This is a genomic window from Candidatus Zixiibacteriota bacterium, assembly GCA_036397555.1.
In the GTDB taxonomy this organism is placed as follows: domain Bacteria; phylum Zixibacteria; class MSB-5A5; order WJJR01; family WJJR01; genus DATKYL01.
In genome coordinates, this window is sequence record DASWIS010000008.1 from 618,154 (window position 1) to 642,825 (window position 24,672).

26 protein-coding genes are annotated in these 24,672 nt (G+C 60.1%); 24 read left to right on the forward strand and 2 right to left on the reverse strand.

The genetic code is table 11. The features are described from left to right. Nucleotides 1–570: 570 nt before the first annotated feature. The 18 genes from VGB22_04245 to VGB22_04330 all read left to right on the forward strand — a co-directional run bounded on the left by VGB22_04245 (nt 571) and on the right by VGB22_04330 (nt 16,793). Nucleotides 571–702 (forward strand): hypothetical protein, encoded by a 132-nt coding sequence (locus tag VGB22_04245; GenBank protein ID HEX9750489.1) that lies wholly within the window; start codon nt 571–573, stop codon nt 700–702. Between the two features lie 193 nt (nt 703–895). Continuing rightward, on the forward strand, nt 896–1,327 hold the full coding sequence (gene rplM, locus VGB22_04250) for a 50S ribosomal protein L13 (protein ID HEX9750490.1): 432 nt from the start codon (nt 896–898) through the stop codon (nt 1,325–1,327). Nucleotides 1,328–1,374: 47 nt separating this feature from the next. Continuing rightward, on the forward strand, nt 1,375–1,767 hold the full coding sequence (rpsI, locus tag VGB22_04255) for a 30S ribosomal protein S9 (GenBank protein HEX9750491.1): 393 nt from the start codon (nt 1,375–1,377) through the stop codon (nt 1,765–1,767). Nucleotides 1,768–1,798: 31 nt separating this feature from the next. Beyond that, complete coding sequence (gene rpsB, locus VGB22_04260; protein HEX9750492.1) at nt 1,799–2,563, forward strand: 30S ribosomal protein S2; 765 nt, start codon at nt 1,799–1,801, stop codon at nt 2,561–2,563. Nucleotides 2,564–2,610: 47 nt separating this feature from the next. Next, nucleotides 2,611–3,207 carry a translation elongation factor Ts gene (gene tsf, locus VGB22_04265; protein ID HEX9750493.1) on the forward strand — a complete coding sequence of 199 codons (597 nt, stop codon included), beginning with the start codon at nt 2,611–2,613 and terminating at the stop codon, nt 3,205–3,207. 117 nt (nt 3,208–3,324) lie between these two features. Next, nucleotides 3,325–4,068 (forward strand): UMP kinase, encoded by a 744-nt coding sequence (pyrH, locus tag VGB22_04270; GenBank protein HEX9750494.1) that lies wholly within the window; start codon nt 3,325–3,327, stop codon nt 4,066–4,068. 163 nt (nt 4,069–4,231) lie between these two features. After that, the gene (frr, locus tag VGB22_04275; GenBank protein HEX9750495.1) at nt 4,232–4,753 is read left to right on the forward strand and encodes a ribosome recycling factor; all 522 of its coding nucleotides are present in this window, start codon (nt 4,232–4,234) and stop codon (nt 4,751–4,753) included. A 5-nt stretch (nt 4,754–4,758) separates the two neighbouring features. Further along, entirely contained in the window at nt 4,759–5,553 is a 795-nt protein-coding gene (locus tag VGB22_04280) for an isoprenyl transferase (protein HEX9750496.1), read from the forward strand. A gap of 224 nt (nt 5,554–5,777) precedes the next feature. After that, entirely contained in the window at nt 5,778–6,584 is an 807-nt protein-coding gene (locus VGB22_04285) for a phosphatidate cytidylyltransferase (GenBank protein ID HEX9750497.1), read from the forward strand. 25 nt (nt 6,585–6,609) lie between these two features. After that, the gene (locus VGB22_04290; protein ID HEX9750498.1) at nt 6,610–7,581 is read left to right on the forward strand and encodes a UbiA family prenyltransferase; all 972 of its coding nucleotides are present in this window, start codon (nt 6,610–6,612) and stop codon (nt 7,579–7,581) included. Nucleotides 7,582–7,596: 15 nt separating this feature from the next. Then, complete coding sequence (locus VGB22_04295) at nt 7,597–8,202, forward strand: NlpC/P60 family protein (protein HEX9750499.1); 606 nt, start codon at nt 7,597–7,599, stop codon at nt 8,200–8,202. Nucleotides 8,203–8,307: 105 nt separating this feature from the next. After that, nucleotides 8,308–10,185, forward strand: coding sequence for an excinuclease ABC subunit UvrC (gene uvrC / locus VGB22_04300; protein HEX9750500.1), 1,878 nt, complete (start codon nt 8,308–8,310; stop codon nt 10,183–10,185). Nucleotides 10,186–10,246: 61 nt separating this feature from the next. Further along, nucleotides 10,247–10,930, forward strand: a complete 684-nt coding sequence (locus tag VGB22_04305) for a DNA-3-methyladenine glycosylase (protein HEX9750501.1) — start codon at nt 10,247–10,249, stop codon at nt 10,928–10,930. Nucleotides 10,931–11,064: 134 nt separating this feature from the next. Beyond that, nucleotides 11,065–12,330 (forward strand): Glu/Leu/Phe/Val dehydrogenase, encoded by a 1,266-nt coding sequence (locus tag VGB22_04310; GenBank protein HEX9750502.1) that lies wholly within the window; start codon nt 11,065–11,067, stop codon nt 12,328–12,330. Nucleotides 12,331–13,263: 933 nt separating this feature from the next. Further along, nucleotides 13,264–14,286, forward strand: a complete 1,023-nt coding sequence (locus tag VGB22_04315) for a hypothetical protein (protein HEX9750503.1) — start codon at nt 13,264–13,266, stop codon at nt 14,284–14,286. A 135-nt stretch (nt 14,287–14,421) separates the two neighbouring features. Next, nucleotides 14,422–15,102, forward strand: coding sequence for a site-2 protease family protein (locus tag VGB22_04320; protein ID HEX9750504.1), 681 nt, complete (start codon nt 14,422–14,424; stop codon nt 15,100–15,102). A 30-nt stretch (nt 15,103–15,132) separates the two neighbouring features. Beyond that, complete coding sequence (locus VGB22_04325) at nt 15,133–15,927, forward strand: hypothetical protein (GenBank protein ID HEX9750505.1); 795 nt, start codon at nt 15,133–15,135, stop codon at nt 15,925–15,927. Between the two features lie 215 nt (nt 15,928–16,142). Further along, nucleotides 16,143–16,793, forward strand: coding sequence for an OmpA family protein (locus VGB22_04330; GenBank protein HEX9750506.1), 651 nt, complete (start codon nt 16,143–16,145; stop codon nt 16,791–16,793). Nucleotides 16,794–16,878: 85 nt separating this feature from the next. Here the strand turns inward: VGB22_04330 and VGB22_04335 are convergent, their stop codons facing one another. Continuing rightward, nucleotides 16,879–17,247: a hypothetical protein gene (locus VGB22_04335; protein HEX9750507.1), complete on the reverse strand. Its 369-nt coding sequence runs from the start codon at nt 17,245–17,247 to the stop codon at nt 16,879–16,881. A 202-nt stretch (nt 17,248–17,449) separates the two neighbouring features. Here VGB22_04335 and VGB22_04340 point away from each other — a divergent pair, with 202 nt between their 5' ends. The 6 genes from VGB22_04340 (at nt 17,450) to VGB22_04365 (ending at nt 23,475) form a co-directional block, all read left to right on the forward strand. After that, nucleotides 17,450–18,382 carry an ATP-binding cassette domain-containing protein gene (locus VGB22_04340; protein ID HEX9750508.1) on the forward strand — a complete coding sequence of 311 codons (933 nt, stop codon included), beginning with the start codon at nt 17,450–17,452 and terminating at the stop codon, nt 18,380–18,382. Between the two features lie 12 nt (nt 18,383–18,394). Beyond that, a complete protein-coding gene (locus tag VGB22_04345; GenBank protein HEX9750509.1) occupies nt 18,395–19,111 on the forward strand; it encodes an ABC transporter permease in 717 nt (238 codons plus the stop codon). A 9-nt stretch (nt 19,112–19,120) separates the two neighbouring features. After that, on the forward strand, nt 19,121–20,707 hold the full coding sequence (locus VGB22_04350; GenBank protein HEX9750510.1) for a GldG family protein: 1,587 nt from the start codon (nt 19,121–19,123) through the stop codon (nt 20,705–20,707). Next, the gene (locus VGB22_04355) at nt 20,704–21,663 is read left to right on the forward strand and encodes a DUF4340 domain-containing protein (GenBank protein ID HEX9750511.1); all 960 of its coding nucleotides are present in this window, start codon (nt 20,704–20,706) and stop codon (nt 21,661–21,663) included. The genes VGB22_04350 and VGB22_04355 overlap by 4 nt, the downstream gene beginning before the upstream one ends. 52 nt (nt 21,664–21,715) lie before the next feature. Further along, nucleotides 21,716–22,129, forward strand: a complete 414-nt coding sequence (gene acpS / locus VGB22_04360) for a holo-ACP synthase (protein ID HEX9750512.1) — start codon at nt 21,716–21,718, stop codon at nt 22,127–22,129. Nucleotides 22,130–22,407: 278 nt separating this feature from the next. Next, complete coding sequence (locus tag VGB22_04365; protein HEX9750513.1) at nt 22,408–23,475, forward strand: M43 family zinc metalloprotease; 1,068 nt, start codon at nt 22,408–22,410, stop codon at nt 23,473–23,475. A 10-nt stretch (nt 23,476–23,485) separates the two neighbouring features. Here VGB22_04365 and VGB22_04370 read toward each other — a convergent pair whose 3' ends face one another. Next, nucleotides 23,486–24,538 carry a hypothetical protein gene (locus tag VGB22_04370; protein HEX9750514.1) on the reverse strand — a complete coding sequence of 351 codons (1,053 nt, stop codon included), beginning with the start codon at nt 24,536–24,538 and terminating at the stop codon, nt 23,486–23,488. Between the last annotated feature and the right edge of the window lie 134 nt (nt 24,539–24,672).

The window sequence follows — 24,672 nt, forward strand, 5'->3', positions numbered from 1 at the left end:
CAGAAATAAACTATTTGAATCTTTTATGTCAATTGAATTCTATGATTCTGATTCTGAATTAGATATACACTATTTAATACCAATGTCTTGGGTGTTGCTTTGAGCTGACAAGAATTCCTTGGCGGATCGTCAGGAAATCGGTCAAGGGCGTGTGATTCCGCTTGACATGGAGCTTGAGACTGAGTTTTTTGGAGCACAGAAAAGGGCCGGGTGCGATAACACCCGGCCCAAAAGTCGGAAAGTCCGCTCGGCGAAGAGAGGAGCTTTTCCTATGCGAGGATACCTCATAACTGACTGTCTGTCAAGGGAAAAGAGACAGCTCAGTTATTCCATCTGGCCACGCGCGCCAAGTCCCTTTTCCAAGCCCCTTCGGGGGCTGAATAGACGCCCCGCCGTCCCGTTTGCGCGAGACGGCAGAGCTAACTCAAACCACGCGGATCGAGGCCACATGGCAAACGCTAATACCAATATCGGTGCCGGCCCGGGACATCGCAAGGGGGCCGTTCCGTCCATCGGCCCAGTAAGGCCGAGGAGTCGATGGCATAAGACTTGACAGAAAGGAGGTGTGCGATGTCGAAGCGAAAGACCACGCAACGTGGTCGAGATGCTGGGTCGGGCAAGTTTATTCCCGTCGACAAGGCGCGTAAGCAAAAGAATACCGCGGTTGTCGAACGAGTCCCGGTGCGCACGAAGAAGAAGTAAGATGTTGCATGGAGATTGTGAATCAATGGCTGGACGGGCGGGCGGGCGGGCGGGTAGGCAGCCACTCCCCGCCCGTTGAGCATAAGACTCTCACGAATCGCGACATTTGAAGGTGTTCGATATCCCTCTTGACAGACAAGAGGATACGTGCTAAAATTGTCGGCTTGTACGCGACTTGGGACGCGGCGTCGGAATGAAGACATACATACCAAAACAGGGCGAGGTCGCGCGCGACTGGTACGTCGTCGACGTGGGCGGTAAGATCTTGGGGCGGACCGCCGCCGGGATCGCCCGCGTGCTGCGCGGCAAGCACAAGCCGCAGTTTACGCCTCACATGGACATCGGTGATTTTGTGGTCGTGGTGAACGCCGCCGAGGTGCGTGTCTCCGGGCAGAAGGAAATCGGCAAGTCGTACTTTCATTACACGGGCTATCCGGGCGGGGCGCGGTTCCGTACGGTCAACGAGACGCGCCAGCGCCGTCCCGAAGATATCGTCATGCATGCCGTGCGCGGCATGCTGCCGAAGAATCGTCTCGGACGTCGGCTGTTGACCAAGCTGAAAGTCTATCCCGGTCCCGAACATCCCCACGCGGCGCAGTTGCCAAAGCCGCTGGAGCTTACGTAGGCAGACCGCACGCAGGACTCTTTCGTCAATCGGATTCTGGAGGAGATTTGGCCGAAGACACATTCTGGGCGACAGGTCGACGCAAGGAAGCCACGGTCCGTGTCGGCATGAAGCGCGGCAAAGGGCAGCACCGCATCAACGGTCTCTCGCTGAAAGACTACTTTCATCGCGAAACACTCGTGATGCTCATCGAGCAGCCGCTGAAACTGGTGGAGGTCGAGGGTCAGGTCGATCTGGTCTGCAGCGCCACCGGCGGCGGCAAATCGGGGCAGGCGGGCGCGATGCTGCTGGGCATCGCCCGCGCGCTGCAGATGATGAATCCCGAATGGCGCGCCAAGCTGAAGAAAGCCGGATTCCTCACACGCGACGCGCGCGAAGTCGAACGCAAAAAGTACGGAATGGTCAAGGCACGGAAGCGCTTCCAGTACTCGAAGCGTTAACCGCGAAGGAACCACGTCAACCGAGGACACAGTGCCGGTTCAATTACAAGAATTGTTGGAAGCGGGGGTTCACTTCGGCCATCAAACGCGCCGCTGGAACCCCAAAATGAAGCCGTTTATCTTCGGCGCACGCAACGGCATCTACATCATCGACCTGCGCAAGACACTCATGTCGCTGGAAAAGGCCTGCCTCAAGGCGCGCGAGGTCGCCGCCGAGGGGCGGCCGATCCTGTTCGTCGGCACCAAGAAACAGGCGAAGGGCGTCATCAATGAAGAATCGCAGCGCTGCGGACAGTACAGCGTGACCGAACGCTGGCTGGGCGGCATGTTGACGAACTTTTCCACGATTCGCCAGTCGATCAAACGCCTCCGCGACCTCGAGACGATGCGTGAAGACGGAACCTTCGAGAAGCTGACCAAGAAGGAACGTCTCAAAAACGAAAAAGAGATCCAGAAGCTCGAGAAAATCCTCGGCGGCATCAAAGACATGGGGCGGCTGCCAGGACTGATCTTTGTCGTCGACACGCGCAAAGAACGCATCGCAGTCAACGAGGCCGGTAAGCTCGGCATTCCCATCATCGCGGTCGTGGACACCAATTGCGACCCCGACCCGATCGATTTCCCCGTCGCCGGGAATGACGATGCCATCAAGTCGATCCGTCTGTTGACTCGCGCCGTATCATCGGCGGTCATGGACGGCACCGGCAGCCGCAAATCGAAGTCGGCCGACGGCGCCGGCAACGGCGACACCCCCGACTTTGACGGCAAAGACTCCGACGCCGAATCCGACAACTGAGCTTTCACGCGCCGCCATTGCATCTCCAATCAGCAACAAGGAACGATATGGCCACAATCACCGCCAATGACGTCAAAACACTGCGTGAACGCACCGGCGTGGGTATGATGGAATGCAAGAAGGCGCTGACCGAAACCGGCGGCGATATCGAGAAAGCCATTTCCTTTCTGCGTGAACGCGGCTTGGCGAAAGCCGCCGGAAAGGCCGGTCGAAGTGCACGCGAGGGCTTGATCTTCTCCTATATTCACCCGGGCGACAAGCTCGGAGTCATGATCGAAGTCAATTGCGAAACCGACTTCGTGGCACGCACCGACGAGTTCAAGGACATCGTCAAGGACGTCGCCATGCAGGTCGCCGCCGCATCGCCGGTGGCGGTGCGTCGCGAAGAGATCGATCCCGTGCTCGTCGAATCCGAAAAACAGATTTACCGTACCCAGGCCATCAACGACGGCAAACCCGAAAAATTTGTCGAAAAAATCGTCGAGGGGAAGCTCGAGAAGTTCTTCGCCGAGGCGTGCCTCCTCGAACAGCCGTTCATCAAGAATCCCGACCGCACGGTCAACGAGATCGTCCAGGAAACGATCAGCAAACTGGGCGAAAACATCGTTGTCAAGCGCTTCACCCGTTACCGTCTTGGCGAATGAGCCACCGTCCGATTCTTCTCATGCCGCCTGTGGCGGTTTCCTCGGCTTATTCTCCGAACCCAGTCTGATTTTAGTTTACCCGCGACGCTATCGGTCCGTGGCGTCCAGGAGCGACGCATGAGTGCGGCTGCCGCGAAGAACAGGTCGCCGCGATACAGGCGCATCCTCCTGAAAATGTCCGGCGAGATCCTCGCCGGGCAATCGGGATGGGGGATCGATCTTGACGTTCTGACGGCCCTGGCGGCGCAGGTTAAGGATGTCGTCACCGGCGGCACACAGACCGCTTTGGTCATCGGCGGCGGTAACATTTTCCGCGGTGCCGTGGCATCGGCCGAAGCGGGAATACAACGCGCCACGGCCGATCAGATGGGAATGCTCGGCACCGTGATCAATGCGCTGGCGATGCAGGATGCACTGGAGCAGATCGAGATACCAACCCGTGTCATGACAGCCGTTGAGATGGAATCGATGGCCGAGCCCTACATCCGCCGCCGCGCCGTGCGCCATCTCGAAAAGGGGCGCGTGGTGATCATGGCGGCCGGGACCGGACATCCGTATTTCACCACCGATACGGCGGCGGCCTTGCGGGCACTCGAAATCGGCGCGGACGTACTCCTGAAAGGGACGAAGGTCGACGGCGTCTATTCCTCCGATCCCAAGCGCGATTCCTCGGCGCGTCGATTCGACGCCCTCACCTTCACCGATGCACTCCGCGATGAACTGCATGTCATGGATGCCACCGCGCTGGCCATGTGCCGCGACAATGACATGCCCGTCATCGTATTCAATCTCCTCGACGCGGACAATCTCGCGCGTGTCGTGGCCGGTGAGGCGGTCGGCACCATTGTTACTGCTTCGTAGTACACACTGCATACCGCCGGCATCCCATGGAAAGGCCGGTTTTGGCTTGATCGTCCCGCGGGCGTCGGCATAACTTCGTTGCGTGTAAGACCTCAGGAGGGATTGATCGTAGCAGGAGGGTACAGTGCCGGGAGAAACCATCAAAGAGGACGCGCGAGACCGCATGCAGAAGGCGGTCGCCGCCACACAACGGGAACTGGCGTCAGTGCGCACCGGCAAAGCCAGCGCTGCACTCCTGGAGCCGGTTCGGGTGAGTTATTATGGCAGCGAAGTGCCGCTCAGTCAGGCTGCTTCGATTTCAGTCCCCGAGGCGCGTATGATTGTGGTACAGCCGTGGGAGAAGCAAATGACCGGAGAAATCTCCAAGGCGATCCTCAAGGCCGAGTTGGGGCTGAATCCCATCGTTGATGGCAACCTCATCCGCGTCCCAATTCCGGCACTGAACGAAGAACGACGCCGCGACATGGTGAAACTGGTTAAACGCCACGCCGAAGAAGGCAAGGTTGCCGTCCGCAACATCCGCCGTGATGCCAACGACCACCTCAAGAAGGCCGAGAAAGACAAGACGATATCCGAGGATGTGCATCACCGTCTCTCCGATGAAATCCAGAAGCTGACCGACGAATTCATCGCCCAGATCGACAAAATGGTCACCGCCAAGGAGGCGGAGGTCATGGAGGTCTGAGGGGAATGCCGGTCGACAGCGCCATCGCGTTGCCTCAGCGGACTATCGCGCCCGCCGTGGACCGCTTGTCACGCGTTCTGACCGCGCCGTCGCGCCCCGCACACGTGGCGATCATCATGGATGGCAACGGCCGTTGGGCGGCCAAACGCGGCCTGCCGCGCTCGGCAGGGCACCGGGCGGGTGTTCGCGCGGTCAAACGCATCGTCAAAGCCGCCGCCGAGGCCGAGATCGGGTACCTGACGCTGTACGCGTTTTCCATCGAGAACTGGGAACGGCCCAAAAGTGAGATTTCAGCGCTCATGCGTCTGCTGTATGAGACGACCAAGCGCGAACTGCGCGAAATGGCCGAGAACAATGTCCGCATCATGACCACCGGCAACACCAACGCGCTGCCACGCAGCCAGCGCGACGCGATCCTCGAAGCGATCGAGCGCACGCGCGACAACACCGGGATGGTGCTCAATCTCGCGCTCAACTACGGCGGGAGAGCGGAGATCATCGCCGCCGTGCGCGCCATCGCCGCGGAAGTGGCCGGCGGCTCGCTGGCCGTCGACGACATCAACGAGCGTGTCTTCGTCCGCCATCTCCAGACCAATGGCTTGCCCGATCCCGACCTGTTGATCCGAACGTCGGGTGAACAACGGCTCTCCAACTTCCTGCTGTGGCAAACGTCATACACTGAGCTCTACATTACGGACACGCTGTGGCCGGACTTCTCCGCCGATGACTTCTACGACGCACTGATCGAGTATCAGTCGCGCGAGCGGCGCTTTGGTCGTGTAGGCCCGTCCGAAAAGTAATTCTTTCGCCTTTACTCATTGAGTCGGTTTCCTAATCCGGACATGTCGTGTCACCCGCTCTCCGGTGACGACCCCGCTCGCCGCGTGGGAACACGTGGCAGGCACATACGAGTGCGTCGCAACTGGGTTCTGAGACCGTTTTTAGCCGGATTTGCATTGCCAGCGGCAACAGGCGCCGCGAGATTGCCGTTGTCGTCTTCTCAGCTCATGCTGCGAGATGAAGCGTGCGCACACTGATCACTCGCATCGCCGTCGCCGTCGTCGCCATCCCGCTGTTGCTGTGGGTGTTCCAGCAGGGGGGATGGTGGCTGCAGGGACTGATCGTTGTCCTGATCGTGATCGGTACCGGCGAAGCCGAACGGCTGCTGCGCATTGCCGGGAAGCCGGCGGAATTCGGGACCCCTGCCGTCCTCGCGGTCCTCGTGGCATTCGCCGTCAGTCCGATGACTCGGTTCTATCTGCATCTGGTGGCCCCCGTTGTTGTCCTGATTGCGGGGTTGCTGGCGCTCGGTCAGCGGCGCTCCGAACGCGCATGGGACAGCGCCGTCGGGACGATCACCATAGCGTTCTGGCTCGGGCTGGGATTCGGCGCACTGGCGGCGCTGCGCGGACAGCGCGCCGACATCGGGTTTGCGCTGCTGTTATTCCTGTTCGCCAATCTGTGGATCGGAGACACGGCGGCGTATTTGTTTGGTAAGCTGCTCGGCAAACGTCGTCTCGCGGAGTCAATTTCGCCCAACAAGACCATCGCGGGCGCCGTCGCCCAGGTCTTGTCGTCGGCGGTTATCGGCTTGGTGTTCTTCCTGTTTCATTGGCTGCCGGGCGGCTGGATGTTCTGTGTCTCAGCGGCATTGACCATTGCCATCGTCGGACAGGCGGGAGATTTGTTCGAATCGTGCCTCAAACGCATGGCCGGCGTCAAAGACTCCTCCGCCGTGATCCCCGGACATGGCGGCGTCCTCGACCGCTTTGATTCGACGCTGTTTGCTGCGCCGTCGCTTTGGGTCCTTGTCCGTCTTTGGGGTCTGTGATTCAGACTGCTGATCGATCGCCCCCATGACGACTCCGGATTCGATCTCCGCAAAGACCCGGATGCCGGTAGTATCGATCTGCGGCCGGCACACTCCGCTGGACTATCTGTTTTTTACACGTCCTGTCCTGATGCCGCCGGTGTGGACGATTGCACTGCTGGGCACTGCCGTTTCGGCACATCCCGGCACGACGGCGACACGCTGGCTGCTCTTCATGCTGCAGTTGTACTGCATGGCGGGCGGGACTTACACGCTCAACCAAATCGCCGATGTCGAATCGGACCGGCGCAACCGCAAGCTGTTCTTTCTCGCCGAAGGTTTGATCGCGATGCGATCAGCGGTTGTGTTCACTGTCGCGTTACACAGTGCCGCGATCGTGCTGGGCGCCTGTCTGGGACTGGAGTACCTGCTTTTAACGATCATTCTGCTCGCATTGGGTGTCGCCTACTCGGCGATCGGTCCCGATTCGCTGAAGAACCGTCCGATCCTCGGACTGCTGGCCAACGCCATCGGACACGGGATGCTCATGTTTATGCTCGGCTCTGCGCTGAACAAGTCGCTCACACGGGATTCAGCCCTCGCTGCCATTCCTTACGCGCTGGCGGTCGCGGCAGTGTATCTCGCGACGACCGTTCCCGACGGCGACGGAGATGCCGCCTCGGGCAAACGGACGCTGGCCGTCTGGCTCGGGGACAGGATCGCCATGATCGGCGCTTCACTGTGTGCGTCCGCGACCGTCGTCCTGACCTTGCTCCGAACGGATGACCATCTTCTGATTCCGTCCATCGTCGTTTTGCCTTTGTTTGCTGCGGCCATCTGGCGTCCCGCCACCTTCTCCGCGCGTGCGGCCGTGGCGTCGGTCGTGCTCCTCTCGATCGCGGCATCTCTCGCGTACCCATGGTATGCCCCTGTCGTCGTCGCCGTCATAATCGGGACACGCGCATTTTTTATGTGGCGCTTCCGGATGACCTATCCGACTTTCCTTCCGGGGAGGTAGAAGGGGGGCAGGGTCATGTCAGTTTCAGTTCACACACGGGCACATTACATGCTGTTCGGTCTGGCGATGGTAGTGCTCGTTTCCGCGTGCACGCCGTACCCGATGTACAACAACAGCGGCGAGGCGCCCGATCGTCACGCCACGCAGGGCGATACCGACCAGTCCGACGAGCCGAATGCCGAAGCCGGCGGCGTATATGCCGCTGCCGCCGACGAACGCAACCGTTCCGACGAGGTCATGCCATCGGCGATCGAGCCGCGCGTCTTTGAACGGGTCGTCGACTCATACATCGGCATTCCCTACGCAGCGGGCGGTGACGGCAAAAGCGGGATCGATTGCTCAAACCTGGTCTCGGCCGTTTACCGTGATTATGCCGGCAAACGGCTGCCGACATCGACGCGATCACAGTATCGATTGCCGCTCCAGATTGCGCAGGACGATCTGCAGGTCGGGGATCTGGTCTTCTTCAGTCTCCAGGGTGGACATTTGCCCGACCATGTCGGTCTGTACCTGGGCGATGGGCGCTTTGCCCACGCGTCGGAGAGCCGCGGCGTCATCTATTCGTCGGTCGGCATTCCGTATTTTCGCGATGCGTACCGAGGGGCACGCCGCGTCATGTAATCGGCATTCGCAGTGCTCGATGTTCGTTCCGGCCGGGATGGGGGGGGTGTCTCGGCCGGACTTTCATTTGGGGGCTTCGTTGCGTACTCCCATGCGAGAGGACACATGCCGCCGCACCTGAGTCTCGATGAAAAGCTCAAGGTCCTGCCGGATCGCCCCGGCGTCTACCTGTTCAAAAATGCCAGGGGCGAATACATCTACATCGGCAAGGCGGCATCGCTGCGCAGCCGCGTGCGCTCGTACTTCCGCGGAGTCCCCGATCATCCCCGCACGGCGCGCCTGTTGGACAAGTTGGCCGATTTCGAGATCCTCTCGACCGATTCGGAAATCGAAGCACTCATCCTCGAAGCCAACCTCATCAAGGAACACAAACCCCGCTACAACGTCGCCCTCAAAGACGACAAGCGCTACCCGTACATCAAAGTCACGACCAACGAGCCGTATCCGCGCATGCTGGTCGTGCGCCGCATGCGCAAAGACGGCGCGCGATACTTCGGACCGTACACGCAGGTCCGCAGCATGCGGGAAACGATCAAGACGCTGGGACGCGTCTTCCAGATTCGCACCTGCAACCTCGTGATTCCGTCACCGACGGGACGCCGGTATCGCGTATGTCTGGATTATTACATCAAGCGCTGTCCCGGGCCGTGCGAGGACTTGATCGCTCAGGCGGAGTATCGCCGGTTGATCGATGCCGCCTGCCTCTTTTTGGAGGGAAAGAGCGAACAATTGCTGCGCGAGCTGTCGCAGCGCATGGAGGAGGCCTCCGAACGAATGCATTTTGAAGAGGCGGCAGCGTGGCGCGACAAGCTGCGCGCGGTCGAATCGGTGCGACAGAAACAGAAGGTCACCGACGGTCCGAATGTCGATCGCGATGTCATCGGCATCGCCCGCGCCGATCAGATCGTCGCAGCGGTCGTCCTGCAGGTACGCGACGGCGCCCTGATCGGCCGCCAGAGCTTTCAATTGCGCGCCGAAACCGACGACACCGATGCCGTCGTGCTCACGGAGTTCATCAAACAGTACTACTTAAACTCGCCCGCGATTCCCGATGCGGTCGATCTGCCCTTCGATTGCGCCGAGCCCGGCCTCATCGCCGAGTGGCTGACACGCGAGCACGGACGCACCGTGACGTTGACGCTCCCCAAACGCGGCGAGCGGGCCGCGCTGCTGGAGATGACCCAGACCAACGCCCGACTTTCCCTTAACGAGTTTCTCTCGCAGCGTGAGAAGACGGCGGTACGCATCCCGGATGCCGTCTACCAATTGCAGCGCGATCTGCGACTGGCCACGCCGCCGCGCCACATTGCCGCATTCGATGTCTCCAACCTCGGCGCCACCGATCCGGTCGGCTCGATGGTGTACTTCCGCGACGCCAAACCCCTGAAGCGCAACTACCGCAAGTTCAAAATCCGCAGCGTCATCGGCCAAAACGACTTTGCCATGATGGGCGAGATCGTCGCGCGCTATTTCGAACAGGTGGTCGAATCGGGACAGGAGTTTCCCGATCTCGTGCTCATCGATGGCGGCGCCGGGCAACTCAAGTCGGCGCTGATGGCGCTGGATGCGCTCAACATTGCCGATGTCCCGGCGATTGGACTGGCGAAGCGCTTGGAACAAGTCATTTTGCCCGAATCGATGGATACCGACGGACGCACGCTGACCATCCCGCGCGCGTCGCCCTCGCTGAGGTTGTTGCAGCATGCGCGCGACGAAGCGCACCGTTTCGCGCTGACATTTCAGAAGAACCGACGCAAGAAGCGCGTCCTGCGCTCCGAGCTGGATGCGATTCCCGGGGTCGGTCCCGCGCGGCGTGGACAACTATTGAGCCGCTTGGGCTCCGTCGAGGCGGTGCGTGCCGCCACGGAACCGGATCTGATCGAAAGGGGCGGACTGGATCGCCGGACCGCGCGCGCCGTCTGGGGGTTTTTCCATCAGGATTCGGCTGCCGCAGCCGTGCCGGCATCTCCCGAAACCGATTGATTTTATCGCCACCCGACTCCTATTTCTCCAGACACCCGTCTCCTCTCTCATCACTGTACTCATGAGGCCGTTATCGCCGCGATTCTATGCCAGGCCGACGCTCGATGTCGCGCCCGACCTGCTCGGACGGATGCTCCTGGTCAACAACCGTGGCCGTCTGTGCGGCGGACGCATCGTCGAAACCGAGGCCTACATCGGCGAGAACGATCCCGCCTGCCACGCGCGCCACGGGCTGACTAAACGCACCCGCGTGATGTATGGTCCGCCGGGTCACGCCTATGTGTACTTCACATACGGTAATCACTGGATGCTCAACTTCGTGACCGAACGAGAAGGATTTCCCGCCGCCGTCCTGATCCGCGCGATCGAACCGCTGTTTGAAACAGCGCAGATGCAACGGCGTCGCAATGTGAGCCGCCAACGCGATCTCACCAACGGTCCCGGCAAACTGACACAGGCATTGGCGATCACCGGCGACGACAATGGGACCGCATTGCAGGGTCCGCGCATCACGGTCGGCGGCCATGCCGATGGCTCATTCACAATCGCCACGTCGGGACGCGTCGGTGTTGGCGACGGTGAGGGCAGCATGTATCCATGGCGGTTCGTAATCGACGGCAACCCGTGGGTATCCGCCTACCGGCTCGGCCGAAGGTCCCCTCTTGGGGGCCGAAGGTCCCCTCTTGGGGGCCGAGGGTCCTCTTTTGGGGACGGCAAGACGAAAAACCGCATTGCCCGAGTGTGACCGGGACTATGACCAAACACCGTGGCGACAACGATCTCCCGCTCCCAGTGGCCATCGGCCCCGAGTGCAGCCGAGGGAGAGAGGGTCGGAGTGAGGGAAACCGAAGCGGGATTCGATAGGGACAGACCGATTCCATGACCATCCACAGCACCGACATTCCGATTTCGACATTCGAAAGCGCGATGGAGCAGTTCGACGAAGCCGCCGCGCTGCTGAATCTTGATCCCGGCCTGCTGGAAGTCATCAAACGTCCGCGCCGCTCGATCATCCTCGAGCTGCCGGTCACGCTCGACAACGGCACATTGCGCCTCTTCAAGGGATTTCGTGTCCAGCATTCGATCATTCGCGGCCCCGGCAAAGGCGGGATCCGCTACCACCCCTCGGTCACGCTCGACGAAATCCAGGCGCTGGCGGCCTGGATGACCTTCAAATGCGCGACCGTAGGCATTCCCTTCGGGGGCGCCAAGGGCGGCGTCATCTGCGATCCGAAGACCATGTCCAAGGGCGAACTGGAACGCCTGACCCGACGGTACACGGCCGAATTGATGGATGTCATCGGGCCGGAGCGCGATATCCCCGCGCCCGATGTCAACACCGACGAGCAGGTGATGGCATGGGTGATGGACACCTACAGCATGCACGAGCGCCGCACCGAAACCGGCATTGTCACCGGCAAGCCGGTGTTCATGGGCGGCTCGCTCGGACGGCGCGAGGCCACCGGACGCGGTGTCGAGTTGTGCGTGCTGGCCATGGCCGCGCATCTGGGGCTGCCGATCGATGGTCTCCGTGTCGCGGTGCAGGGATTCGGCAATGTCGGCTCGGTCGCCGCGTCACTGCTGGCCGCCGACGGGTGCCGCATCGTCGCCGTTGAAGATGTCAACGGGGCCATCGCCGACCCCAAGGGCCTGAACATGGAAGGGCTGCTTGGGCACTCTCGCCAGACCGGTTCGGTCGCCGGCTACTCCGGCGGCGAAGCGCTCAAGCGCGGCGAAGTCCTGACCTGCGACTGCGACGTGTTGATCCCCGCCGCACTCGAAAACGTCATCACCCGCAGCAACGCGCCGAAGATTCAGGCCAAGTTCATCGCCGAGGGCGCCAACGGCCCCACCACGCCCGCCGCCGACAAGATTCTCGCCGAACGCGGCATCCCCATCATCCCCGACATCCTCTGCAACGCGGGCGGCGTCACCGTGTCATACTTCGAATGGGTGCAGGACCGCATCGGCTACTTCTGGGACGAGGACGAAGTCAACCGCCGCCTTGCGCTGATCATGAACCGCTCCTTCGCCGACGTCCTGAACACATCGCTCGAATACAAGACCACGCTCCGCGTCGCCGCTTTCATGCTCGCCATCCGCCGCGTCAGCGAGACGATTCTCGCGCGGGGGTTGTATGCGTGAGGGCGCAATGTGTCAGTTGAGCTTGGCACGCTGCCCCCAAAAACCACTTGCTTAAGCCGATACACTCGCTATTTTGACTTTGAACTTCTACTCTTCTGGCCATGACTATTAGGCCGCCAGCGAAGCGCTCACACTTGCCCCAGCCAAGAGGCGGGTGGAAGTGTCTGTCGCACGTGTGCCCCACCGCTTGCGGTGGGAGAGGCTCGTGGGCCTTCACTGCAGTAGATGCATGTAGACACGTTGTAACCGGCATAGTCTGGCGAAACGAATCTACCCCCACCGCAAGTGGTGGGGCATCGATGCGAGCATTCCTTGCGCTCACATCAGGTCTTTCCGCCCAGCGGCTTCGGTCAACTCGTTGTTAGATACTCCCAAGTTCGGTGACGGCGGTAAGTGTGCGTACCTATGGCTCTGTCTCTGAACAGGTTCGTTGCTCTGACTATCGTGACGTCTGTCACCCTTGCGATCTGTCCGACGAATGCTGAATTGCAGTGGCCCGTCCCAACTCGTGCGACCCCTCTGTCACACGGATGGCGAGAGATCCCTGTCGAGAGCCCCAATGGACGTGACAGTGGAGTCTCCGTCGTGTCATCCGACTATGCCGGAGCGGTACCAGGCGGCAAGAGTTCGAGCTGTCCGTCATCGGTCGAGATACAATTGCCCATCCCGTACATGGCTCATCGCTTCGATAGTGTGCGCTTGATAACTGAACTGTATTCTCAGGATGTACAGAACAATGTCGTAGTCCGTTACGATGTCGACACTACACTGAGTTATACAGTAACGCCATTGCCGGGAACCGACGGTCTTCCCTGGATTGCGGCCGATTTGGACGACGACGGTGAGATTGAGCTGGTTACTCAAATCAGTGACGACTTGAACATCTACTCAGCGCCAGACTGGACACTAAGGGCGAGATCTGTTTGGCCGGGAATGAACATTGTCTCTCATGCCACTGCGGTGAACATCGACAGCGATCCGTACATTGAGATATTTGCGCTTCCGAACAGTGTCTTCAACTCCCGAGCGATCATAATCAAGTATGATGAGATTCTGGATACCTTCAAGGTCATCTCGGACATCGAAGGCGTGGAGTGGGCAAGAGGACAGTCCGCTGTCGCGGACTTCGATGATGACGGACGAGTGGAATTTATTGCCGGAAATCAGCTTGGATATGCACTGTTTGAATGGCAGAATGCCGGCCTTGCCTACATGGGACAAGTTGGCGGGGCACACTTGGCCAATGACTTCTTTGCAGCCACAGTCAAGCCCTATCCGGACGGCAATCTCTATGCGCTCTTAAGCCATAACTCGACTAGTGGGCTGTATCGATACGAATTGATAAGTGCCAGCGGTGACAATCAATTCGAGATCATTGACACGATCTCGCAGCAGACTGGATTTACTGGCTACGCACCATGCTGGGGCGCCGATACTGATTGTGATGGCATTGACGAGATGGCAATGACATTCTCCCCATGGTATAAGGTTATTCAATGGCATCCCGACACACAGGATTTTGTAGAGAGCTGCCAGTGGCATGAAAACGACATCGGCGGACTATATCAGTGGTACGACCTCGATCTCGATCAGGACGGCTCTTCAGAATGGGGTACGATTAATCACAACTTCGTCTTTTACGACTTCCCCGACCCCGAAAGTGTCTTCTGTGATTCTGTCGGTCGCTGCCTATACGCCGACAGCACCTGCTACTGTTTCTGCTTTGGCGATCCGCAGTGCGACAGCGTGACCAATGTCTTCGATGTCGTCAAGTCTGTCGATGTGGCCTTCCGAAGCGCGCCTCCCGTCGGCGACCCGTACCCCCTCTGCCCGCGCGATCGTACCGACGTTTCCTGCGACGGGGTCACCAATGTCTTCGACGTCGTGGCATTCGTGGATGTCGCCTTCCGATCCGCCGATCCAGCCATCGCATTCTGCAATCCCTGCACGCCGTAGACTTCTCTCAGTGACTGCTCCACTAACCCTTATGGCATGTAGGGGTACGATCACTGGCTTCCCGCCAAATCCACGCGGCGAGCCACCGACTAAAGTCAGTGGCACCAGTCGTATTCCCGCCCCTATCTTCCCCCGATGCCCGACCCCGTCTTCATCATCACGTTCCTGCCGGTTCTGCTCTTCTCGCTGACATTTCATGAAGCGGCGCATGCGTGGATGGCGGCGCGACTGGGCGATCCCACCGCGCGCATGCTCGGACGGCTCTCACTTAATCCGCTGGTGCATCTGGACCTCTTCGGGACGCTCATGCTGTTTCTCTCGGGGTTTCGCTTCGGCTGGGCCAAGCCGGTGCCGGTCGATCCGCGCAACTTCGCCGACCCCAAGCGCGGCATCTTCCTGACCGCGGCCGCCGGACCGGCATCGAACATCATCCTCGCCATCGTGTGCGGAATCGTGATCCGCTCGCTGATTGCCGGGGGTTGGGGGACGACAGTCAATGAGGGATTCATCGCCGGGCTGGGACGCATCGTCGGGCAGGGGCTGATCACCAATCTGGCGCTCGCATTCTTCAACTTGATCCCGCTGCCGCCGTTGGACGGCTCCAAGATTCTCTACGGTCTCGCACCGCATGAATGGGATGCCGCGCTCTTCCGTCTGGAGCAGGTCGGCCCGATGATTCTCATGGCAGTGATCTTCGCGGGGTTCTTCTTCAAGTTCTCGCTGATCTGGCTCTTCATCGGCCCGCCAGTGAGCATGATCGCACAGGCATTCTCCGGTGTGCCGCTCGGCATCCTCATGGCGCTGATCTATGCTTGAGGGCGCTGCGCGACGGGGGTAAGTTGCGCCGTGCTGTCTCCCTGGAATCCATGCAGTCGCCTCACGTTACGCGCGGCGGTCATCGCCCTGTCCGTGTTCGGCTTGCTCTCCTGCTCCCGTCCCCCCTGGCCGTCAGCCGACGAAGCCGGACGCGACGTCCGCGACCGCCTCAACGAACGCGCCGAACTGACCGAATCAGCGACCTATCGCATCCGCTGGGAAGCGGTCGGCACCGATCCCCACGGGATCATCCTCGTCGATATTGCCTATCAAAAGCCCGAGAAGTTCTGGATCTCGGCGGAGGGACCATTCGGCTTGCCCAGTTTTACCGCGGTTTTGGTCGGCGACTCATTTTGGTATGTCGATCATCAGCAGGAAGTCCTCGTTTGCGACCTCATCGACAGTCTGGGCAGGTACAATGTCCCGATGCCGGAATTTTTCTCCGGTGAGTGGCGCGCTATCTTCTCCGGCGGCTGGGGCGGGCACGAAACAATAGCTGGTATGATGCTGGGCTTTCTGCCCGGAACGAAGCGCAACCGATACGAGCTGGCGTCCGGAGGCACGATCTGGACAGTCGACTGGCATCACGGACACCGTGCTCCCAAATCGATGCTGATAGAAACCCTCAGCCCCGACAGCACCGTGATGAACGTCGATGTGCGCTTCAGCTCTCACCGCGACCGCTATCCGTTCTGGGAGATCAAACGGCTGATCGTCAAAGGACTTCCCGGCGGCGGCGAGCATCGCTGGTATCTCCGCAGGCAAAACTACAACATCGCGATTCCCGAACGGTACTTTCGCATCCCGACCCCGAAGGGGAGATGACTGAGTCCCGGGTGGGAAGTTGAATCGTTCTTGACCTATTGTGGCGCATGAAGTAAATCGACCAAAGTGTATGAGGCACGGCGACTTGCAGAATATGTCGTGCCATTTCCAACACGTGTGTTATACTGGGCCTGCACGACGGAATCAGCTCCCAAGGGGAGCGTCGGCTACGTAGCAGGGAAAGGTCGGGAGAAGATTCTGTGAGGAGGCAATCGATGAGAACAATGTTGCGGACCGCCAGCGCTGTAGGACTGGCCATCCTGTTTCTGTCGCCGTTTATGGGCGGCTGTGCCTTCAACTGCCCATCGGAGGTGACCGAGGGCTGGCGCGAGAGCGCGGGCACAACCGAGGCGCGCGCAAAGACGCAGACTCAGGACGGCGCCAGTCAGAGCGATCTCGATGACCTGCGCAATCGGATCGCCGACCTTGAGCGACGTCTGGCCGCCAACGAGCAACTGGCCGAAGACGCGATGAACGAAGCCGAGAAGGCGCTCAAGTGCTGCCGTCATGAGTACACGGTTCTATCCACCGAAGAAGTCTATTTCGACTTCAACAAATATGACATCAAGTCGGAGTACTACGATGACTTGGACCGCGTCGGGGAGAAATTAAAAGCCGACCCGGACCTCATTTGCGAGATTGGCGGACACTGTGATGCCATCGGCGGCACCGACTACAACATCGTTCTGGGCCAGAAGCGCGCCGATGCGGCCCGTCAGTACCTGATCAGCAAGCACCAGATCAATCTGGGACGCATCGCCATCCGCACATTCGGCAAGGATGCACCGATCGCCACCAACGACAGCGATCAGGGGCGCTCGAAGAATCGCCGTGTGACGATCGACGTCCTGGGATTCGCTCCATAAACGATTCGCCGGTCAATCATACGAGAGGCGGGACCACATGGTCCCGCCTCTTTTGTTTGCAGATATTCGCACGCCGCAGATGCGGTCAATATGGCTTTGCATCGACTGAAACCACACGGTCGCCGTCGAAGCGCAGCGCGTAGATCGCGCGCGGCACCACCGCCAGGGCTGTACCTCCGGACTGTGTGCCGCCGGCGCCCAGCGGCCGGTCATACTTCCAAACTTCAACTGTGGGTGTTTCGGAGTCATTCTCGATGCTCGCTGGGTCTCCCCAGACCTGGCGGACCTGGTCTTTCCTCATGCCGACGACCACCGAATCGGCCTGCATCGCCGCAGCGATTTCGCCGCGCGGTGTCGGGTTGGTGTCTCGGTTACGGGCCGATGTGCATCCCAGAACGATCAGGCAGCCCAACAGACCAGGACCGAGCCAATTGATGCGCTTCATGGCGACCATGGGCACTCTCCTCTCCGGATGAACACAAACTTTGGAACCAGTGACTGCAATTTATGTACAAACCCGCTTGATGGGGCCCGAAGACCGTAACCACGTGGCCCCTTGAATCTTCCGGGGCATCGCCCTATGTTTTGCTCTGACTGTTATACAGACTCAGCCGCATTTTGTTGTTTATGACAATTGACTGAACTGCCCATTCTCGATGATTGAAGTCAGGAATCTGACCAGAAAATACGGCCCCTCCGTCGCCGTCGACGCCATCAGCTTCACCATGAAGACCGGCGAAGTGCTGGGCTTTCTCGGTCCCAATGGCGCAGGGAAGACGACAACTATGAAGGTTATTACCGGGTACATGCCGCCGTCGGAGGGCGACGTGCTCATCGATGGCGTTGATGTGACAGAAGACTCCGTCGAGGTACGCCGCAAGATCGGTTACCTGCCGGAAAACAACCCGCTGTACACCGATATGACGCCGCTGGAGTATCTCACCTTCTGCCAGCGTCTGCGCGGGATTCCCCGGTCCGAACACCGGCCGCGCAACGATCGCATGGTCGCGATGTGCGGGTTGGAAGAAGTCCTCAGGAAGGACATTGGCGAACTGTCGAAGGGATACCGCCAGCGCGTCGGATTGGCGCAAGCGATGGTCCATGATCCGGAAATCCTGATTCTGGATGAACCGACCGTCGGCCTCGATCCCAACCAGATCGTCGAAATACGCGCCCTGATCAAGGAACTGGGGCGTGCCAAAACGCTCATCCTGTGCACGCACATTCTCTCGGAGGTCGAAGCGGCCTGCGACCGCGTGCTGATCATCAGCAAGGGGAAGATCGTCGCCGATGGGACCCCCGACACCCTGCGTGCCGCCGCCAGCGGACACGATCGCATCCATGTCGAAGTGCGCGGACCAGCCCATGAAGTCCTCGATGCGCTCAAAGGCCTCGATGGCGCGGCACGTGTCTCCACCGACGGCCAGAGCGCCGGCGCATCACGATTTGTCATCGAGACCGCACCAGCGGCCGACCTGCGGGAATCGGTGTTCAAGCTTGTGCGCGAACGCGGCTGGGTCTTGCTGGAACTGCGGCGTGAGTCTGTCCGACTGGAAGATGTCTTCCGTCAACTGACCACTCAATCCTGATCGGGCCATTCGATGTTATCCAACACTCTGACGTTCGCCCAGAAGGAGCTGCGCAGTCTCTTCAATTCGGCGGTGGCCTATGTCATCCTCACGCTGTTTTTGCTGATCGCCGGATGGTTCTTCTCGTCGGGATTGTTCCTCGTGGGTGAGGCCGACATGCGTGACCTGTTTTCGGTCGTCATTCCGATCACATTTCTCTTCTTCGTGCCCGCCATCACCATGCGGACGATCGCCGAAGAACGGAAATCGGGCACACTCGAGCTCCTCGTGACGCTGCCCGTGCACGACGTGGAAATCGTCCTCGGTAAATTTCTGGCCGCCCTCGGCCTGCTGGCGGCGGCGCTGCTGTTGACCTTCGCGTATCCATTGACGCTGACCATGCTCGGCGATCCCGACGGGGGTGCGTTGATCGGCGGCTATCTGGGGCTGCTGCTCATGGGGGGCTCCTACCTGGCGATCGGGCTGTTCACGTCAGGGCTGACGCAGAATCAAATCGTCGCCTTCATCACGGGATTCGTCGTCATCTTCGGGTTGTTCATGCTCGACAAAGTCTTGCCGTTTTTTCCCGGCGGCGTCGCGTCGGTGTTGCAGTATCTCTCATCGTCCTACCATTTCGAGAATCTCGCCCGCGGAGTCATCGACACGCGGGATGTGATCTACTATTTGTCGATCATGACTTTATTTCTGTTTCTGTCAGTGCGAACACTGGAGTCGCGGCGGTGGCGGTAGGGTGATGGCGTGATCAGGCAGGGAGTCAGGCGGGGAATCGGATCGCTGACGGCAGTGCCCATGCTGCTGGGCGTTGTCATCGCGGTCAACCTGCTGGCGCTGTTTTTCTTCGCGCGCCTGGATATCACCGACACGCGCGAGTACTCGCTGTCGGAGGCATCCAAGGAGATGGCGCGCGCGCTGGATGATCCGGTGATCGCCCGGCTGTACTTCTCCGAAGACCTGCCATACCCTTACAATCTCAATTCGCGGTATTTGCGCGACATTCTCTATGAATACCGTGCCTACTCTGGCAGGAATCTGCGCTTCGAGTTCGTCGATCCGGTCAAAACCGATCGCGAAGTAGAGGCGCGCGGCATGGGGATTCCCGCCATGCAGGTCAACGTGATCGAGAAGGATAAGTATGAACTGAAGAAAGTGTACATGGGTGTGGCGTTTCTCTATGAAGACAAGCGCGAAGTCATACCGTTCGTGCAGTCGCGCGCCAATCTCGAATACGAACTGTCCAGCGCCATCCGCAAAGTCACCGCCGACTCGCTGCCGGTCGTGGGATTCCTGACCGGCCACAGCGAGAACAGCTTCACGACCAATCTGCAGATCGCGCGGCAGGCGCTGCAACAGCTCTACGAAGTACAGACTGTTTCAATCACGCCCGGTGTGTTGATTCCCGGCGACATCACGACGTTGGTAATCGCGGGCCCGCGTGACTCGGTGGGACAATGGGATCAGTACGCCATCGATCAATTCGTCATGCGCGGGGGGCATCTCGGCGTTTTCTACGATCCGGTCATCGCCGATATGCAACTGCAAACCGCGGCCAGCACCCAGGCCAACTGGCTCGAATTTCTCCGACACTATGGAATGGCGGTCAACGAGAACCTCGTGCTGGATGCGGCCTGCTCTGAAATCGCGGTCATGGAGCAGCAGGGTCTTTTCACCATTCAGAATCGTGTGCGCTACCCCTTCATTCCCAACATCAGCGACTTCAACAACGAGCATCTCATCGGCAAAGACCTGCAGGGCGTTCTGCTCCCATTCGTCAGTTCGTTGGACTCGGCGGCGGCACAAGACGCCGGGCTGACCTTCCAGTGGATTTGCCGAAGCTCGGAACGCACCGGTGTGCGCCGTGCCCCGTACTACGTCTCCGCGCTGCAGGAATTCGTCCAAAGCCAGTTCACCGAGTCTCCACAGGTGCTGGCAGCGGCTGTCACCGGCGTATTCCACTCGATCTTCCCGACGGGACCACCGCTGGATCCGGCAGCGGACGGCACGACGCCGGCCGATCACTTGTCGACCAGCGTGCCCAGTCGTATGGTGATCGTCGGCGACGCCGACTTTTGCACCGATCAGGCCATGCGCTCGCCGTCGAACGTCAGCTTCTTCATGAACATCGTCGACTGGCTGACACAGGACGAACGGCTGATCACGATCCGCTCGCGCAATGTGACAACTCGTAAGCTGGATGAAGTCTCCGATGCCAAACGGCGCACGGTCAAATATGCGAATATTTTCGGCCCGCCGCTGTTTGTGATCTGTGTCGGCCTCTGGCGTTGGCAGAGCCGCCGGCGGATGAAACGGGGATCGCAGATTACATGAAACGCAGCACCATCATCCTGGGCATTCTGGCGGTTGTCCTGCTGGCCGGTTGGTATTTCCTCCGCACGGCCGAGAAATCCGAACTGTCGATCCGGGAGTTGCACGATCTCTTCGCGGTGGACACGGCGCGGGTCGACTCGATCGCGTTTAAGTATGCCACCTGGACGCACCTGACGCGACGCAACGGCCGCTGGCAGGTTCTCAACGAAGATTGGTCTCATCCCGCCGACACCGCCATGGTGCGACAAGTCTTCTCGACAACCAATGACATCGTTCTTGAGAATCTGATCTCCACCCGGGCGGACAAGCATGAAAAGCTCAAGATCGACATCGGCAGCGGCGCATTGCTGCAATTTTTCCATCAGGGGACGCCGTTGGCCCAGTTCGTGCTCGGCAAGCGGGGGCCCGGCGCTTCGCACACGTTCATCCGTCGCTTGAAATCCGATTCTGTCTATCAGGCGACGGGGGATCTGACACAAGTCTTTCGCCGTGTCCCTTCAGACTGGATGGCCAAGGAGATGCTCAGCTACGACACCGCGCAGATCGCCGAAATCCGCTGGACCGAGAACGGCCGTGAGACCGTGTTGAGGCGCGACGACGACCGTTCGTGGGTCGTGTCGCTTGACGACGGCGACGCCCGGCCCGTCGACACGTCGATTGCCAATTTCAAAATCGCCTACGTCAGCCGTCTGCGGGCCGATGCCTTGGTGCCTGAGTCAGCCGAGATCGTCGCGCAATTGGACAATCCCGCGCAGCAGCTCGTCGTAGTCGGAGCGGATGGACGTGCCGACACGCTGCAGTGGAACACGATCCGCGAAGAGGATGTCGGACGCACCTACGCGTTCCGGTCCGGACATTCCAAACCGATCTACATCTTCTTCAAAGGGTCGTATGATCGGCTCTTTTCACGTTTCAGTGATTTGGTCCGGAAGGATTCGACCGATTCGGCATTGTAGGCGCAGCGGTACCGTTCGGCCATAGAGTGGCCCGGCGCCGCGCATTCATTCCATGATATTAGGACTGGGCGTCGACCGCATAGAAATCGCGCGCGTCGCGCACACCGATCATCGCTTCGGCGAACGGTTCGGCCGTCGCGTCTATACCACCGCCGAATGGGCATACTGTCGCGCACGTCCGAATCCCGCACAGTCGTTGGCGGCACGGTTTGCAGCCAAGGAAGCGGTGATGAAAGCATTGGGGCGCGGCTGGCCCGGCGGCATCGCGTACCGCGACATCGAGGTCGTCCGGTCACCGATCGGCGTGCCATCGTTGCACCTGCGGGGCGCCGCCGCAAAACGTGCCCAGGCGACCGGAATCCGCCATGCGGCAATCAGTCTGACGCACGATAATACCTACGCGTCGGCAACCGTCATTCTGGAAGGGAACGACGGTCAGGGTGACCCCAGCGTCCTGTACTCGTAGTGCGATGACGCGGTTCCCGCTCGAACGAACGTTCGCCGTTCCGGATCAACCATCGGGTTGACAAAGGAGCCAGTCCGGCATATTCTGGATCGTAGTATCCGCACAACCCGCCGAGCCGTTCGGAGGTTCAGATGGGCGTTCGATGTTGCCGACAAGGGGGCGTGACGCTGGCGATCGTAGTCTTCACTGTCGCACTCGTACCGACGGTGGTCTCTGCTCAGTGTGACTGTACTTGTCACGCCGATCCCGTATGCGATGGTGTCACGGATGTTTTCGACGTGCTTGCGTTGGTCGACGAGGTTTTCCGGGGACGGACGACTGCGCCCGACCCCATGTGCCCGCACTCCAGCCGCAGCGATGTGGATTGCGATTGTGCGATCGATGTCTTCGATATGGTGGCGATGATCGATGTCGCATTCCGCGCGATCGATCCGGCCGACCGATTCTGCAACCCGTGCGCATTGACGCCCTTGGCCCCTGTCGCCGGCGGCGCACACGCAATCACTGCAAGTCGGAAAGCGACGGAATCTTTAGACTGGTGCGGAACCGATCACACCATCCCGCTGACAAAGGGCGCCGGCTGCCCGTTACAGGGCCCGTGCGATGATCCCATGACGCGAGACGGCACCCTATTCGTCGATATGCTCGTGAATGTGATCGTCCACGTGGTCGGCAGCGACAACTGTTGGGGCTTCCTGCCTCAGGAGACGGTCGATGCCACAATCGACAAGATGAATCAGGATTTCGCCGTCAATGGCTCCGCGATCCAGTTCAACCTCGTCGCGACCCGCTTTCATGACGACATTCAGTTCGCCTCGGTCGCCAGCTTAAGCGAACTCGCGTCGCTGAAGGCCGTCTACGCGGAATCGCCCCAGACGCAGTGCAATATCTATATCTCTGATGCAAGTCCGGGATTCCATATCAGCGGGATCGCCACTTTTCCCTGGAGAGATGAAGCGCTGACCAATCAGGGGGGATTCTGGCTGAATCGGCTGGTGGCCGGTGGCGAATCCAGAATCGCCTCGCACGAGATGGGGCATTGTCTCGGACTGTGGCATACGCACCAGTACGTCTACTCGTCGGGTTCGTGCGCCGACTGCATCGGACTTGCCAGCGGATTCGAAGGCGATTTGCGCGGTGATTTTGCGGCCGACACGCCGCCCACGCCGGTCAACTACGCCTGCTTGCCGCCCGAGGGAGCCGACTGCGAAGGCACTCCCTGGGGACCCACGCAGCCGGAGAATTACATGGGGTACGGCCCCGATTCATGCTCGACCCTCTTTACGCCGAATCAAGTCAGCCGCATGCAGTGCTGGACACAGGATGTGCTCACGGGGTGGTGGTAATCGCACTCCGTCATTCGGACCGCGCGGCCAGCGCCAGCCCGATCGCCTCCGCCGCCTTGCGTTCGACCGCGAGGACTTCATTAAGGAGAGCGGCGGCACGGCGCCGAACGGCGGCATTCCCCCACGATTGCGCCAGGGCCTCACCCGTCACATGTCCCTCGGAGCCATACATCACCTGTCTTAACTGCCCCAGTGATTCCTGCGACGACGTATAGAAGTACAGCGCGAGCCGCAACGGCTCTGTTAAGGATGTGTCGGCGGACAGTGGGATGACCTGACCCAGGGCGTCCAGCATTCCGCCGCGCGCTCTGATTGCGGCGTCGATTCCAAGCGGATCGGCGATTGCCGTCGAATCGCGCAACAATGGCAGCGACAATGACATCGTCAGACTGTCGCGCAGTTGCACGAGGGACTGCGGATAGGGGGGCAGATCGATCACGGGGTTCCCTTGCACCGAACGCTGAACCGCCTCCAGCATCCTGAATTCCCTTTGCCCCGGCTCCGGGAGGCGAGTCTCAAACTCGGTCGTGCCGAACACCGCCCACATGATGTTGGCGGCTGGGTCGTCGTCCCACCACACAAACCGCCTGATGCGCTCGGCCTCCAGGACAATCTGCGCCCTGTCGCCGGCGGTGACCCACCACCAGTGTCCGGGCTCGCGCCGGTCATATCCGTAGAAGACCGGGCTCTCCGGTGCATTGCCGGCGACCGGAATATTGTTGTCAAGTGCGGCCGTCAGGGAATCGAACATTTCCCGCTCGCCGCCGCAGATGATCCGGCGAAAAGCGAGGTTTTGCGATTGCAGGAGAATCTTCATCTCCGCACCGCTGCGGCGTGATTTCATTCGCTGCCCGGCGAAGATCGAAGGCCATTCCAGAGGCGAAGGACTTTGGCGCCACGCTTCGTCCGGGTCAAAATGCCGTCCATAGAAAGCACAGAGCCGAGCGACCGCCCGTTCCGGCGGTGTCGCCGTGGCGGCCATCGCGAAGTCGGCCTTCTCCTGCGCCGCCGGCCACCCATCGATCATGACGAATGGGGGGCGACGCGGAGGGTCCGTGGGCACGGTTTCTTCCGTCTGCGCACGAATAATCGCAGGAAACACGCAGAGCACTGCGATGGCAGGGAAAGCGTTCAGACACAACGTCCTTCGTGCCCGCGAACGCCTGATTTTTATCACATCCGGCCGTGATATCCGGG